General features: G+C 35.6%; 16 protein-coding genes. 10 read left to right on the top strand and 6 right to left on the bottom strand.

Annotation, left to right across the window (positions count from 1 at the left end):
- Nucleotides 1-41 precede the first annotated feature (41 nt).
- Nucleotides 42-317: a F0F1 ATP synthase subunit epsilon gene (locus tag DDD_RS05710; RefSeq protein ID WP_015361834.1), complete on the top strand. Its 276-nt coding sequence runs from the start codon at nt 42-44 to the stop codon at nt 315-317.
- Between the two features lie 267 nt (nt 318-584).
- Here the strand turns inward: DDD_RS05710 and DDD_RS17240 are convergent, their stop codons facing one another.
- The 4 genes from DDD_RS17240 to DDD_RS05690 form a co-directional block, all read right to left on the bottom strand.
- On the bottom strand, nt 585-1,010 hold the full coding sequence (locus tag DDD_RS17240) for an ankyrin repeat domain-containing protein (protein WP_052329255.1): 426 nt from the start codon (nt 1,008-1,010) through the stop codon (nt 585-587).
- A 237-nt stretch (nt 1,011-1,247) separates the two neighbouring features.
- Nucleotides 1,248-1,457, bottom strand: a complete 210-nt coding sequence (locus DDD_RS05700; protein ID WP_015361831.1) for a helix-turn-helix domain-containing protein — start codon at nt 1,455-1,457, stop codon at nt 1,248-1,250.
- Between the two features lie 3 nt (nt 1,458-1,460).
- Nucleotides 1,461-1,961, bottom strand: coding sequence for a DUF2975 domain-containing protein (locus DDD_RS05695; RefSeq protein WP_015361830.1), 501 nt, complete (start codon nt 1,959-1,961; stop codon nt 1,461-1,463).
- A 2-nt stretch (nt 1,962-1,963) separates the two neighbouring features.
- Nucleotides 1,964-2,503, bottom strand: a complete 540-nt coding sequence (locus tag DDD_RS05690) for a hypothetical protein (RefSeq protein ID WP_015361829.1) — start codon at nt 2,501-2,503, stop codon at nt 1,964-1,966.
- Nucleotides 2,504-2,672: 169 nt separating this feature from the next.
- On the opposite strand from DDD_RS05690, the gene DDD_RS05685 reads away from it, so the two are divergent.
- From DDD_RS05685 to bioA, 6 genes are all read left to right on the top strand, one after another.
- Nucleotides 2,673-3,185 carry a DUF3124 domain-containing protein gene (locus DDD_RS05685; protein ID WP_015361828.1) on the top strand — a complete coding sequence of 171 codons (513 nt, stop codon included), beginning with the start codon at nt 2,673-2,675 and terminating at the stop codon, nt 3,183-3,185.
- 2 nt (nt 3,186-3,187) lie between these two features.
- Nucleotides 3,188-3,799 (top strand): MarC family protein, encoded by a 612-nt coding sequence (locus DDD_RS05680; RefSeq protein WP_015361827.1) that lies wholly within the window; start codon nt 3,188-3,190, stop codon nt 3,797-3,799.
- 206 nt (nt 3,800-4,005) lie between these two features.
- Nucleotides 4,006-5,127 carry an aminotransferase class I/II-fold pyridoxal phosphate-dependent enzyme gene (locus tag DDD_RS05675; RefSeq protein ID WP_015361826.1) on the top strand — a complete coding sequence of 374 codons (1,122 nt, stop codon included), beginning with the start codon at nt 4,006-4,008 and terminating at the stop codon, nt 5,125-5,127.
- The gene (locus DDD_RS05670; RefSeq protein WP_015361825.1) at nt 5,124-5,537 is read left to right on the top strand and encodes a putative signal transducing protein; all 414 of its coding nucleotides are present in this window, start codon (nt 5,124-5,126) and stop codon (nt 5,535-5,537) included. The genes DDD_RS05675 and DDD_RS05670 overlap by 4 nt, the downstream gene beginning before the upstream one ends.
- Nucleotides 5,530-6,147: a dethiobiotin synthase gene (gene bioD, locus DDD_RS05665; protein WP_015361824.1), complete on the top strand. Its 618-nt coding sequence runs from the start codon at nt 5,530-5,532 to the stop codon at nt 6,145-6,147. The genes DDD_RS05670 and bioD overlap by 8 nt, the downstream gene beginning before the upstream one ends.
- The gene (bioA, locus tag DDD_RS05660) at nt 6,144-7,421 is read left to right on the top strand and encodes an adenosylmethionine--8-amino-7-oxononanoate transaminase (RefSeq protein ID WP_015361823.1); all 1,278 of its coding nucleotides are present in this window, start codon (nt 6,144-6,146) and stop codon (nt 7,419-7,421) included. The genes bioD and bioA overlap by 4 nt, the downstream gene beginning before the upstream one ends.
- A gap of 73 nt (nt 7,422-7,494) precedes the next feature.
- On the opposite strand, the gene DDD_RS05655 is transcribed toward bioA, so the two are convergent.
- The gene (locus DDD_RS05655; RefSeq protein ID WP_015361822.1) at nt 7,495-9,198 is read right to left on the bottom strand and encodes a T9SS type A sorting domain-containing protein; all 1,704 of its coding nucleotides are present in this window, start codon (nt 9,196-9,198) and stop codon (nt 7,495-7,497) included.
- Between the two features lie 232 nt (nt 9,199-9,430).
- On the opposite strand from DDD_RS05655, the gene DDD_RS05650 reads away from it, so the two are divergent.
- The 3 genes from DDD_RS05650 (at nt 9,431) to DDD_RS05640 (ending at nt 12,644) form a co-directional block, all read left to right on the top strand.
- The gene (locus tag DDD_RS05650) at nt 9,431-10,552 is read left to right on the top strand and encodes a beta-ketoacyl synthase N-terminal-like domain-containing protein (RefSeq protein ID WP_015361821.1); all 1,122 of its coding nucleotides are present in this window, start codon (nt 9,431-9,433) and stop codon (nt 10,550-10,552) included.
- A gap of 81 nt (nt 10,553-10,633) precedes the next feature.
- The gene (gene bioB / locus DDD_RS05645; protein WP_015361820.1) at nt 10,634-11,722 is read left to right on the top strand and encodes a biotin synthase BioB; all 1,089 of its coding nucleotides are present in this window, start codon (nt 10,634-10,636) and stop codon (nt 11,720-11,722) included.
- Between the two features lie 49 nt (nt 11,723-11,771).
- Nucleotides 11,772-12,644, top strand: coding sequence for a cupin-like domain-containing protein (locus DDD_RS05640; RefSeq protein ID WP_015361819.1), 873 nt, complete (start codon nt 11,772-11,774; stop codon nt 12,642-12,644).
- On the opposite strand, the gene DDD_RS05635 is transcribed toward DDD_RS05640, so the two are convergent.
- Nucleotides 12,634-13,107 (bottom strand): regulatory protein RecX, encoded by a 474-nt coding sequence (locus tag DDD_RS05635; RefSeq protein ID WP_015361818.1) that lies wholly within the window; start codon nt 13,105-13,107, stop codon nt 12,634-12,636. The genes DDD_RS05640 and DDD_RS05635 overlap by 11 nt on opposite strands.
- Nucleotides 13,108-13,156: the final 49 nt, after the last annotated feature.

Raw genomic sequence — 13,156 nt, 5'->3', positions numbered from 1 at the left:
TTTACTGAGACTGAAAACTGCAACTGAAAACTAGATAAAAAATGATTTTAGAAATAGTAACTCCAGAGATGACACTTTTTAGTGGTCAAGTAGAATCAGTTTCTGTTCCTGGTATTAACGGTCAGTTTCAAATGCTAGATAATCACGCACCTGTGGTATCTCTTCTTACTACTGGGTCAGTTAAAATATTTGGTAATGTAGAGTTAGATGAGTCTGTCGTGTCTTTATTTAAGAAAGAAGATGGAACGACAAATTTTGCTATTACTGGAGGAGTTTTAGAAATGAAAGATAATAAAGCGATCGTTTTAGCAGACTAGGCTTTTAATTACAAACCAATACTACAAAAAGTCTTCATCTTATGATGGAGACTTTTTTTATACGTTTATTTATTGATAGCTACAATCAAGCTAACTGATGTCAGTATCCTTTCACATGATAATGAAACAAATCAAACTTGACAAAGGTATACTCTTTTAGTAAAGATCAATTTCCTATAAAATCTACATATAAAAAGCCTGCAAAAATGAATTTGCAGGCTATGTATGTAATTTATGACAATGACTGTTAATTAGCCACTTGTCATTTTATTTTAATAATTCGATAGATCTTTGATTACCATTTGCAATAGCTAGATCTAAAGCAGTTTTACCATCAACTTTAGTTGATTTATCTGCACCAGCCTCAAGCAATAATTCAATTGTATTTGCTCTGCCCATTTTTGCAGCCCACATGAGTGGTGTGTTGTCGTTGCACGCTTGGTCAACATCAACTTTTGCTCGATCAACCAAATACGCGATAACATCACCGCTATTCATTTGAACGGCCAATTGTAAAAGGGTTGATTTTCTTGTTCCAGCTTGAAAACATTCGTTTTTGTTAGCATCATTAATTAAAACTTCAAGGTCTCTAGGGCTATCATTTTTCAGTGCGATAGTCATCTCTCTAGTTAGGTCTTGAGCAGTCGCCGTTCCAGCAACAATTAAAGCGAGAATTAAAAGAACTTTTTTCATCATTTTAGGTTTTAAGAATTGCTAATATAACACTATCGTTTAAAACCTTTTGGAATTTAGTTGATGGATTTTTATTGCTCTTCATACAACTATCGTAATCGTTTTAGAACCCAGTTAGACTTTTTGTCTAAAATGCTTTTTTCTAATTACTGAAGTCTGGATGTTTTACCTGTTTAAAATGTATGAAGTTTCCGCTTTCGCGAAAGCGAAATAAGTTCCCACCTTTATGATAATGGTTCAGTTTTCTCTTCGATACTCTAGTATATCTCCAGGTTGACATTCCAAAGCTTCACAAATGGCTTCAAGAGTGGAGAAGCGCACTGCTTTTGCTTTTCCTGTTTTAAGAATAGATAGATTTGCAGTGGTGATTCCTATAATTTCAGCAAGCTCATTGCTTCTCATACCTTTTTGCTCGAGCATATTGTCTAGATTGATGTAGATAGGCATGAGCTATATAGTTAGATCATTTTCAGACTTTATAATACTCGATTCTTTGAAAATTTTGCTAAACGAATGAGCGATCGCACCTACAAAACCATATATAATAACATAAGGAAGGAATTCCAAACCTATAAGACTAAGAATTACGGCAGAAATACTCATCAAAATGTAAATTATTTTGATTTGATTCCATAATCGAAACGAATAATTAGAAAACAGCAATCCTTTATTTGATTTAACCATAAACCTATAAAAGCAAATGACAGAATATATTATTAGGATATTGAAAATAGCTTTAGGAGCGATTTCAATTATAGGAGTAGTTGGATTTGTTTTACCAATAAATAAGTCTAACAGTGAATAGTTAGTAGTTGTGTTTTGTGTGTTAATCAAGTCATATCTAATAAGTATTTGTTTAGAAACTCTAGATAAAATCGTAATAGTAGAACCGATTATAATAAGTAAAGTAAAACTTATTGTAAGAGGATCAAAGTATCTTTTATTTTTCATACTTAAATGGTTAAGTCATTTTCTTCTTGGATTAAAATCGACTGTTTGATAATTTTTGAGATGATGATTAAGAAGATTCCAAACGCAAGGATTACCATAAAAGAATCAAATGAGAAACCGAAGTCTATAGAAACATCGTTGAGCAAGATCTTATTTGATTTTACAATCGCCATAGTAGTATACTTGTAGATAACAGCAGGAACCTTCGTAACTAGTGAGCCTACCACACAAAAAAGACCAGCATAATAAAAATGTCTTTCAATTCGTGTGTCCATAAATCTATAAGGAGTGATTCGGTAAGAAGCTTTTCTCAAATGATGAATCATAGCCAGAAATAACCAATAACCGATTATAGATAGAGCTAGAACCCCATAAAATGTCCAATGAACATTATAAATTTTAATGCCTAAACTTTCAAAAGCAGATTCCACGCCAGAACTAAATAAGATTATTGAAATGGGCGCACCAATAGCCGATAACCATGCAAAAAAATAAACTAGAGTCATAATCGCTCTAAGTGTACTAAGCCAGCTTATTTTCATAAAAATTATTGTTTAACGATAACAAATATATATAAAATTATTGTTTTTCGATAATTTTATATATTGCAAAAGATTTATTTATGAAATAAAAATTTTATAGATCGATTTATAATATGCTAATGCAATTCGTTTGAGTATCTTTATTTTCACATTAATATAATGGGAAACAATGAAGAAATGGAGTTTTTTATTCATACTAGTAATGATCATATTATCTAGTTGTGAAGAACAGAAAGAATTAAGTTCTATAAATCCTGAAAACTGGTCTAAGAGAGCTATTGATATATCAGCTCTAGATTCCCTAGAGTATGGTAAATCTTATTTATCAGTTTATTCTCAAATTTACAACCGGACAGAACATGTTAAAAGCAATTTGACCACTACCGTTAGCATGAGAAACAAAAGTGAAACAGACACAATTTATCTTTTAAGAGCAGAGTATTTTGATACGGAAGGTACATCGTTGAGAAATTACTTTAATCAAACTATCTATCTCGCGCCTTTAGAAACCACCGAAATAATAATTGAAGAGCTAGATATTTCTGGTGGAACAGGATCTAATTTTATTATAGAATGGAAAACGCCTCTCAATTGTCCAGAGCCTTTATTTGAAGGGATCATGACATCAACTATGGGGCAACAAGGTATCTCGTTCACAACTAAAGCAGAGAGAATAGATTAATTATGGTTGAAATTCTAACTACTATATTCTTTGTTTTTGCAGTTATTGATCCTATAGGGTCTATTCCCGTATATCTGGAAGCTACTAAAGAATTTGATCTAGCACACAAAAAGAAAATCGCAGTACGAGCCTCGGTAATTGCTTTTATGATCTTGCTGTTTTTTATTGTTATAGGACAGCTTATTCTAGAAGGAATGTCAGTTTCCTTAGATGCATTTCAAATTTCTGGCGGTGTTATTTTATTTCTTTTTGCTCTAACCATGATCTTTGGAGATGGGAAACCAGAGCTAGAGAAAAACAGGATTACAGATTACAAGCATGTTACCATATTTCCTATCGCTATTCCATCGATTGCATCGCCTGGAGCAATAATGGCGGTAGTTTTATTAACAGATAATCATATTTATTCTATAGAACAGCAAACGATTACAACTGCTATCGTGCTGCTGGTGATAGGCCTTACTTGTGGTATCTTATTAGCAGCAAACCATTTGCAAAGATGGATAGGTAGTTATGGTATCACCGTTATCAGTAAGATTATGGGGTTAATTCTTGCCTCTTATGCAGTTCAAAGTATCCTGAGTGGAATCAGTAACTACTTTCAGAATATTTGAGCGATTGTCAATTAAATAGCAAAATGTGAGACTCTCAATTTCAAATACATTTCTAGAACGTTGCGATTGTTAATAGATTTGTTAGGACTGTTATTGATATTTAGATAATTACAATGGTAATTTTAATTCTGGATTAAACTTAATATTAACTTTAACAGTTTACCATTTCATCTGGACAAGAATCTTTTAAACCTTATTTTTGTACCATGCTTCCAGATAAATTACAGGCTCTTATAGGTATGCGTCACTTTTCAGGAAGTTTACGTAAACTGTTTGTAAATAAAGATAAAGTAGACTTCTCGTCTAACGATTACCTAGGTTTTTCAAAATTGCCTTTATCAAAAGATGTAGATTCTAATGGAGCGACAGGAAGCCGTCTTATTTCTGGTCATAGTGATTTACATGATCAGGTAGAAGCACAAATTGCTCAATTTCATAAAGTACCAGCTGCGTTACTGTTTAATTCTGGATATGACGCAAATATAGGCCTGATTCCCGCGCTCACCGACCGTGCAGATTTGATTCTTTTTGACCAACTGGTTCACGCCAGTATCAGGGATGGTATTCAGCTTTCTAAGGCAAAGTCGCTCAAATTTCGCCATAATGATTTAGCGCATTTAGAAATATTACTTTCCAAATTTAGTGATGCAGACCAGCGCGAGGTATACGTCATAACCGAGTCTGTTTTTTCTATGGATGGAGACATGCCAGATCTTCAAAGTTTAGTACGACTTACAAAGAAATACCATAACGTTCACTTGATTCTAGACGAGGCTCATGCCATAGGTGTGATAGGAAATAACGGCGTTGGACTCGCTCAAAAACTGCATTTAGAGAACGATATTTTTGCTCGAGTAGTTACTTTTGGAAAAGCAATGGGCGCACACGGAGCGGCAGTTTTAGGTAGCGCAGATTTAAAAGAGTACCTCATTAATTTTGCGCGCAGTTTTATTTATACCACAGCGCTTCCTCAGCATGCACTACATTGTATTTCAAACGCTTACCACACATTGATACAGAGTGATCAAGCCGTCAATCAGTTGCGCAATAACATTGCAATTTTTAATAAATTAGTGTTGCAAAATGGTTTGAGATTACGCTTTCGCGAAAGCGAGACAGCTATACAAATCTGTACTATTTCTAGTAATGGAAAAGTAAAAAAAGTAGCATCCATACTTCAAGAAAAAGGCTATGATGTTCGTGCTATATTATCTCCTACTGTGCAACAAGGAGAAGAACGCTTGCGTATTTGTATACATAGTTTTAACACTGAAAAGGAAATTGAACTTATGTTAGAATTGCTCGCAAGAACCTTAAAAAAACTATGAGTAAATTTAGAACGATTGCTGTTTTTTCCTATCCAGCCGAAGCTGTTGTGGTAAAAGGAAAACTTGAAAGCGAGCAGGTGCACGTTTTTTTAAAAGATGAATTTACTGTTGCGACAGATCCTTTTGCTACAAATGCCATAGGTGGCGTTAAAATGCAAGTTTATAAGGAGGATTTTATAAAAGCCATGGGAATACTAGAAACATCAAATCCCGACCTTGTAAAATACCGTGTAGAATATGTTCAATGTCCTAATTGTCATAAAAGAAATGCGAGAGAGTTACGGGATATTGAAACAGCTCGTACTTTTGCAGAAAAATTAAAGGCGGTTGTTTTAAGTATAGTTCCTTTTTCAGGTTCTAAAAACTATCAATGTAAGAACTGCAATACAAAATTTGACGTAGATGAGTGATATTTTTATAACTGGTATAGGTACCGACGTTGGGAAAACTGTAGTTGCTGCAATTGTTGCACAAGCACTTCAAGCAGATTACTGGAAACCCATTCAAAGTGGTCTGGACGAAACAGATAAAGCCACTATTTCTAATTTAATTGATAATGCAAAAACTGTAACTCATCCCGAAGTTTACCGATTAAAAACACCTATGAGTCCACACAAGGCTGCTGAAATAGATGGTGTTACTATAGAGCTTGAAAAGATCATACGACCTCAAACTTCAAACCAACTCGTTATAGAAGGCGCTGGAGGATTGCTAGTACCTATTAATAATAACCAAACTATAGTGGATTTAATTACTCCTGATGATCAAGTCATTTTAGTAAGTGCCGGTTATTTAGGAAGTATCAATCATACATTATTAAGTGCAGAGTTGCTAAAAGCTAAAGGTCTTAATTGCGTAGGGATTATTTATAACCATGTTGATCTGGATGGAACGATAGAGGTGATTGAGCAAATGACAGGACTTCCTACTTTAGGACATCTCAATCGCGAAGAGTTTATAGATGCTACGGTTATAAACAAGTATGCTTTACAATTTGAAAATGCACTAAAGTCTTTATGAGTAAAGAAAAGATTCTCAAGAACGATAAAGATTATGTTTGGCACCCATTAACCCAGCATAAAACTGCTACTGAGCCACTTGCAATTTCTCATGCCTCAGGAAACTATTTATATGATTTTGACGGTAATAAATATTTTGATGGTATTTCTAGCTGGTACACTTGTAGCTACGGTCATACAAATCCTAAACTCACTACAGCTCTTAAAAATCAGGTAGATCAATTACATCACGTGGTTTTTGCAGGAATGACACATGAACCAGCTGCTATGTTAAGCGAGAAATTGATCGATATTTTACCAGAGAACCAGCAGAAGTTATTCTTTTCTGAGAATGGATCAACCAGTGTCGAGATTGCTCTTAAAATGGCTTTTCAATATCATTTCAATCGTGATGAGAAGCGCAATGTTGTTGTAGCACTTGATAACGGCTTTCACGGAGATACTTTCGGCGCAATGAGCGCTAGTAGCTTGTCTGTATATAACGGCCCTTTTGAAGATTTTTTTATTGATGTGATCCGTATTCCTGCACCTACTGAGGAAAATCTAGAACAAGTTCTCGATCATGTTGCATCTATCGTAAAGGAATATGATGTTTCTAGTTTTATTTACGAGCCGTTAGTGCAAGGAGCTGCAGCTATGCAACTCAATAACGCTGAGTCTCTTTGTGAGGTAATTAATAAATTCCAGCAGCTTGGTGTTATTGCTATTGCAGACGAGGTGATGACCGGATTCGGTAAAACAGGAACTAATTTTGCAAGCGATCAAATAGGGGCAAAGCCAGATATTATTTGTCTTTCCAAAGCACTAACTGGCGGTATTATGCCTATGGCAATAACCTCATGTACACAAAAAATATTTGATGCTTTTTATGATGATAAGCTTGCTAAAGGGCTCTTTCACGGTCATACCTATTCAGGAAATCCTCTAGGTTGTGCAGTTGCAAGCGCTGCGATCGATTTATTAACTTCTTTAGATATCCAACAACGCATTCAAGAAATATCTAATAGGAATAAAAACTTTGCAAATCAAATTGAGAACCATCATAAAGTAGCTGATGTGCGAACAATAGGAGTTATTCTAGCTATAGATCTTGCTATAGAAGTGGAACGCTATGGTAACAAACGCAATGAGATTTTTCAGTGGTTCTGGCAACGAGGGCTATTTTTAAGACCATTAGGTAAAACAGTTTATATCGTACCTCCATTTACCAGTACAAAAGAAGAGATGAATCAAGTTTATAAAACAATCCTTGATTTTTTATCAAACTTCAATTAAACATTTTTTGAATTAAAAAAATCCTGTGAAAATGTATTCCACAGGATTTATTTTTTAATAAGTAAGCAACTAATTACTTTTTAGTGAGCTTTTTAATCACCGTTCCTTGATCAGCTGTAATTCTCAATAGGTACATTCCAGAACTGAGGCTAGAAATTTCTAAAGAAGCTTGATGGGTATCTTGAAAAGAATTTTTCATGACTTCTCTACCATTCATGTCCATAACAGCTACTTCTGTAATGTTGAATTCAGCACTACTTACTAATATATTGTCACTGGCTGGATTAGGATATAATTTGAAAGCATTTGCATCGATGTCTTCTACAGAAGCTGTTGTAGAGACCACAGTAAAATTATCTACTGCCCAGAAGACACTTCCTGCTGCATTAGTCGGAATAGCATTTTGAAGACCGAAATAGTATACGCCCGCATTAGTGGCAGTAAAACTATGATTGTTAATTTGGAATGCAGTATTACTGAATCCAGCGGAATTTGCAATTACCGTTGTTTGCGCAGCAACGTTTTGAGACGTTCCCACTGTTAAAATATACTGAGCAGGCGTGGTTGTGCCTGTCTGTAAAGCTGCTGTAAAAAATGATATATCAACCGTTTCATTAGCTGCTATATTGATACCTCTCGATATGATCCAGTCATTTGCTTGTGCAGTAGTAACACCTGCACCTACTCGAGCAGAATAAGCTCCTTCTTGAACATTAGGATCTCCAACTCCAAAATTCACTGACTGCCAAAAGTTACCGATAGTTCCTGAGGGATCTCTTTCAAATGTCCAACCATAGTAAGAGAATTCATCATTTTCAAAACCTGTATTGTAAGGTAAATTGCTAGGTAAGAATAACGAAGTGAATGTAAATGGCCCGTTCCAGTTGCTGTTAGATCCAGCACAAACAGTTCTAACATAATAGTCATAAACAGTATTAGGTGTTAAACCGTTAAGTGTATAAGGAGAAACAACGTTTGCTCCACTTACTAATGTTCCAGCAGTACGTTGATCAAATCCCTGCGGTCCCCATTCTAATTCAATTCCAGTACCTCCGTTAGGTGTCCAGGTCAAATCTGCGCTTGTGGCTGTCTGGTTAGTAAATCCCAAACTTGTAGGCCTTGCACATGCTACTGGAACTCCTAGTCTAAATTGTGGTCTAAAATTAGAAGGTGATAAAGTAGTAGGTGGTGTGGTGCTTCCTACATCAGAGCGTGCTCCTAGAAGTCCTGGAGCACCGCCTACAGGCTGATTGTCACAAAAGGCAACGTTAGGTGTATTTGCTGTAGGGTTATTTAGGTTTTGATAATCAAACGCAACGTATAGACTACCACCAGTATAGGTAAAGCTTGTACCATTAGAAAACTCTAGATTATAATCTCCAGTCACATTAGGAACTGTAGTGGATGCATCACTTACAAGGGTCATTCCAGTAATAATACCATTCCAATCGGTTGGTTTTGTGTTGCTAGTATCCATAGTGTTTTGAAGGTAAACCTGAATATTTCCAGTTGTAGTTATATCCTGAGCAGTTTCATAGGTAAAACCTAATCCACTTATCATTTCTCCAGAAGAAATTCCACCTGCGGCAATTTCAGCATCCGTGACTATAAATACCGTTCTTGTAATTGCTCGTTCCCCTTGTGGTGCTCTCCCAAAAGTTGAGGTGCTACCTCCCGAAATAACAGTGTTAAATTGACTTTGAGCTAAAATTTCATTTCCAGCAAGCAAAATAGTGAGGAGAAGTATCATTCTGCTCACAAGAGTAATTTGTTTCATAATAATGTTTTTAAGAAGGTTATTGTTGAATCAAGTATCTAAATAACAACAATTTACTTTATAATTCAAAAAAGAAATCATTTATTTATTTTTAGGTAACAAATGTTCATTTTAGCTAAGTTTTACCAAAACTGGACAAGTAATTCAGAACGTTTGTAAATGGTTATTATTTCCATTTTATGATAGGTTTCCTTGCTTGTTCTTTGCATTTTTGCATTCTTAAAAATCTTTTTTGGAAAACCCTATTTACATAAACGATTTAGCTGTAGTTGCTGCGATCGACTCCTTTTCAAAAGGCGATGACCGTACTTTTTTTGAAAGATCAAACGATTCTTGGGTCAGTCCTATATCTACTCAAAAAGAATCGTTGTTAAATGCACTTCTTTCAGAGAATAAAAACTTTAAGCATTTAGATAGGAGCGTACAATTGGCACTTTTATGTTCTCGTTCTTTGAAAAATGTACCTCAGCAAACTGCGGTAAATATAGGTTCTAGTCGTGGAGCGACTTCTCTATGGGAGAAAAATTATGACCGCTTTCGCGAAAGCGGAACAGCTCCAACAACTTCTTCTCCATTAACAACTTTAGGGAATATTTCTAGCTGGGTAGCGCAAGATTTGAGTTTGCAAGGAACAGCTTTTTCTCACAGTATTACTTGTGCGACAGCTTCTCATTCCATTCTCAATGCTATTGCCTGGTTACAAAGTGGTATGGCCCAAAGTTTTATTGCTGGTGGAAGTGAAGCACCACTTACTGAGTTTACCATTGCGCAAATGCAAGCTTTGAGAATATATTCAAAGGAAGATGATCAGTATCCTTGTAGAGCTTTAGATCTCAAAAAGTCCCAAAATTCAATGGTTTTAGGAGAGGCTGCTGCATTATTTTCACTTTCAAATATTGCTGAAAATAGCCTTGCCAAAATAGTAGGATATGGTAGCGCCATAGAGCAGTTAAATAGTGCGACATCTGTTACGGAGGCAGGATTGAGCCTACAAGAGGCTATGAGAAAAGCGATAAAAAATTATAAAAAAGAAGAAATAGATGTGGTAATTACACATGCTCCAGGAACAATAAAAGGTGATCTTGCAGAGTATCGAGCGATTCAAGAAGTTTTTGGAGAAAAGCATCCTCATTTATGCAACAACAAATGGCAAGTAGGACATACGCTAGGTGCAAGTAGTGCGTTAAATCTGGCGATGGCTATTGAAATGCTACAAACACAGACCATTTTCAAAGTTCCTTTTTTAGAAGAGGTTTTTTTAAACCCTCGCAAGGATCAACGTGTTCCTAAGCGTGTTTTGATAAACGCCACTGGTTTTGGTGGTAATGCGGTAAGCTTACTTATTGAGAAGTAAGGCACTAGATTTTTATACTTTACTCTCTATTATTATAGTTCAAGAATCCCTACATTTACTTTTTAATTGCAGAACATTATTATGAGACACAACTGGACCAAAGAAGAAGTTTTAGAGGTTTATAACCGCCCGATTATGAATTTGTTATATGACGCGGCTACGGTTCATAGAGAATTTCACAACCCTAATCAAGTTCAAGTTTCTACACTTCTTTCTATCAAAACTGGTGGTTGTCCAGAAGATTGTGGTTACTGTCCACAAGCAGCACGTTACCATACCGATATTGAAGGAAATGATTTGATGTCTGTTCAACAAGTTAAAGCACAGGCTTTACGAGCAAAATCTAGCGGTAGTTCTCGTGTATGTATGGGAGCAGCCTGGAGAAACGTGAAGGATGGACCTGAATTTGATCAAGTTCTTGAAATGGTACGTACCATTAATAAACTTGACATGGAAGTATGTTGTACATTAGGTATGATTACCGAAAATCAAGCACAACGCCTTGCTGAAGCTGGATTATATGCTTACAACCACAATTTAGACAGTTCTGAAGAATATTATAAAGAAGTAATATCAACTCGTGGTTACCAAGATCGTTTAGACACTATTGATAACGTACGTAAGACTAATGTGACCGTTTGTAGTGGTGGTATTATAGGAATGGGAGAAAATGTAGAAGATCGTGCGGGAATGCTTGTTGCGTTGGCTAGTTTAAGTCCGCAGCCAGAAAGTACTCCTATCAATGCCCTTGTTGCTGTAGAAGGAACTCCTCTTGAAGAACAACAACCAGTATCTATATGGGAAATGGTACGTATGGTAGCTACTACGCGTATTGTAATGCCTCAAACTCAAGTGAGATTAAGTGCTGGTAGAACAGATATGACTAGAGAAGGGCAAGCGATGTGTTTCTTTGCTGGCGCTAATTCTATATTTGCTGGTGATAAGCTGTTAACTACTCCTAATCCAGATGTGAATGAAGACATGAAAATGTTTGAATTATTAGGCTTAGAACCCATGAAACCATTTGTAAAAAAAGCTCAACCAGAAACTGTTGAAGCTCAATACTCGGAATATAAAGCACTAGGTGAAAAACCTAAATGGACACGTCCAGATCACAAAATTGACCGTAACGAGCAGGCAAAACAGGCAGCCAAAGCCGTTAAAGCCTAGTTAAACAGAGATACATTTTACGTTGTTTTTTTAGGTTTGTACATCTTTTATGCCATTAAATCTTAAACAAATACCACGTGTAACTTCTATAAGTAAAGATAATTTTGTGAAAAATTATCTCAAACCACAACGACCTGTTGTTATTGAAAAACTAACTGAGGACTGGCCTGCATTTGAGAAATGGAATTTAGATTATATCAAGAAAGTTGCTGGTGAGAAAACAGTACCGCTTTATGATGATCGACCTGTGAAGCATGATGAAGGATTTAACGAGGCTCACGCACAAATGACGATGTCAGATTACGTAGATCTTCTCCAAGAAAAGCCTACTAACTTCAGAATATTCCTTTATAATATCATGAAAGAAGTTCCAGTGCTTCAATCTGATTTTAAATTTCCCAAATTAGGTATGCGCCTAATTAAAGGATTGCCTATGATGTTCTTTGGTGGAACTGATTCTAAGGTTTTTATGCATTATGATATTGACTTTACTAATATTTTACACTTTCATTTCAGTGGTAAGAAGAGGTGTATCATTTTCCCTCCAGATCAATCACAATATTTATATCGAGTACCACATTCTTTAATTGCTAGAGAAGATATTGATTTTTCTGATCCCGATTTAAAAAAGTGGCCAGCTTTAAAACAAGCGCAAGGCTACGTTTGTGAACTTAATCATGGAGAGATGTTGTATATGCCAGAAGGTTACTGGCATTATATGCACTACTTAACACCTGGTTTTTCCATCAGTTTAAGGTCTTATCCTCGCAAAATTCAAAATTTGGGTAAAGCACTTTACAATTTATTTTTCATGCGCCATTTTGATAATTTCATGCGCAAACGTAAAGGTCAAGACTGGATCGATTATAAAAATGATCAGGCTATTATTAAGACCCACAAAAAATTAAATATTAAGGAATAAGCTCTACTGTTTTGGCGTAGACCATATGGCTTTCCCAACCACGATATAGTAGGTAGTCGGCGAGTTTTTTTCTCTTTTTATATTTATCAGTTTCTGTAGTAAGTTGTTGTAACCGCTTTCGCGAAAGCGTATCAAAAGCTAAGATATAATCACTTTCTGAAATCTCTTTAAGACCTATTTTAATAGTGCGATCATTGAGTCCTTTCATTTTAAGTTCTCGTATGATACGATTCTTACCCCATTTCTTAATACGAAATTTACCTCTCGCAAATGACTCTGCATAGCGCGTTTCATTTAAGAATTTGTGATGAATTAAATGAGGTATGATCTCATCTATCGCCAGCTCAATCATTCCCATACTTTTAAGCTTATCTACCACGTCTTTGTGACATCTTTCTTGATAGGCACAATAACGCTCTATAGCACGTGTAGCTTCTTCTACGGTAAATGACTCTTGTTGCATAATGTTATCATAGTCGTTTTAGAACTTCTATGCCTTTTAAGTTTTAAAT

The sequence above is a fragment of the Nonlabens dokdonensis DSW-6 genome, assembly GCF_000332115.1.
Taxonomy (GTDB): domain Bacteria; phylum Bacteroidota; class Bacteroidia; order Flavobacteriales; family Flavobacteriaceae; genus Nonlabens; species Nonlabens dokdonensis.
This window is presented reverse-complemented; position numbering and strand designations above follow the sequence as displayed.

Excerpts from the sequence above, each read along its gene's own strand:
- DDD_RS05710 (WP_015361834.1), top strand. The coding sequence starts at position 42 with ATGATTTTAGAAATAGTAACTCCAGAGATGACACTTTTTAGTGGTCAA.
- DDD_RS17240 (WP_052329255.1), bottom strand. The coding sequence starts at position 1,010 with ATGAAAAAAGTTCTTTTAATTCTCGCTTTAATTGTTGCTGGAACGGCG.
- DDD_RS05700 (WP_015361831.1), bottom strand. The coding sequence starts at position 1,457 with ATGCCTATCTACATCAATCTAGACAATATGCTCGAGCAAAAAGGTATG.
- DDD_RS05695 (WP_015361830.1), bottom strand. The coding sequence starts at position 1,961 with ATGAAAAATAAAAGATACTTTGATCCTCTTACAATAAGTTTTACTTTA.
- DDD_RS05690 (WP_015361829.1), bottom strand. The coding sequence starts at position 2,503 with ATGAAAATAAGCTGGCTTAGTACACTTAGAGCGATTATGACTCTAGTT.
- DDD_RS05685 (WP_015361828.1), top strand. The coding sequence starts at position 2,673 with ATGAAGAAATGGAGTTTTTTATTCATACTAGTAATGATCATATTATCT.
- DDD_RS05680 (WP_015361827.1), top strand. The coding sequence starts at position 3,188 with ATGGTTGAAATTCTAACTACTATATTCTTTGTTTTTGCAGTTATTGAT.
- DDD_RS05675 (WP_015361826.1), top strand. The coding sequence starts at position 4,006 with ATGCTTCCAGATAAATTACAGGCTCTTATAGGTATGCGTCACTTTTCA.
- DDD_RS05670 (WP_015361825.1), top strand. The coding sequence starts at position 5,124 with ATGAGTAAATTTAGAACGATTGCTGTTTTTTCCTATCCAGCCGAAGCT.
- bioD (WP_015361824.1), top strand. The coding sequence starts at position 5,530 with ATGAGTGATATTTTTATAACTGGTATAGGTACCGACGTTGGGAAAACT.
- bioA (WP_015361823.1), top strand. The coding sequence starts at position 6,144 with ATGAGTAAAGAAAAGATTCTCAAGAACGATAAAGATTATGTTTGGCAC.
- DDD_RS05655 (WP_015361822.1), bottom strand. The coding sequence starts at position 9,198 with ATGAAACAAATTACTCTTGTGAGCAGAATGATACTTCTCCTCACTATT.
- bioB (WP_015361820.1), top strand. The coding sequence starts at position 10,634 with ATGAGACACAACTGGACCAAAGAAGAAGTTTTAGAGGTTTATAACCGC.
- DDD_RS05640 (WP_015361819.1), top strand. The coding sequence starts at position 11,772 with ATGCCATTAAATCTTAAACAAATACCACGTGTAACTTCTATAAGTAAA.
- DDD_RS05635 (WP_015361818.1), bottom strand. The coding sequence starts at position 13,107 with ATGCAACAAGAGTCATTTACCGTAGAAGAAGCTACACGTGCTATAGAG.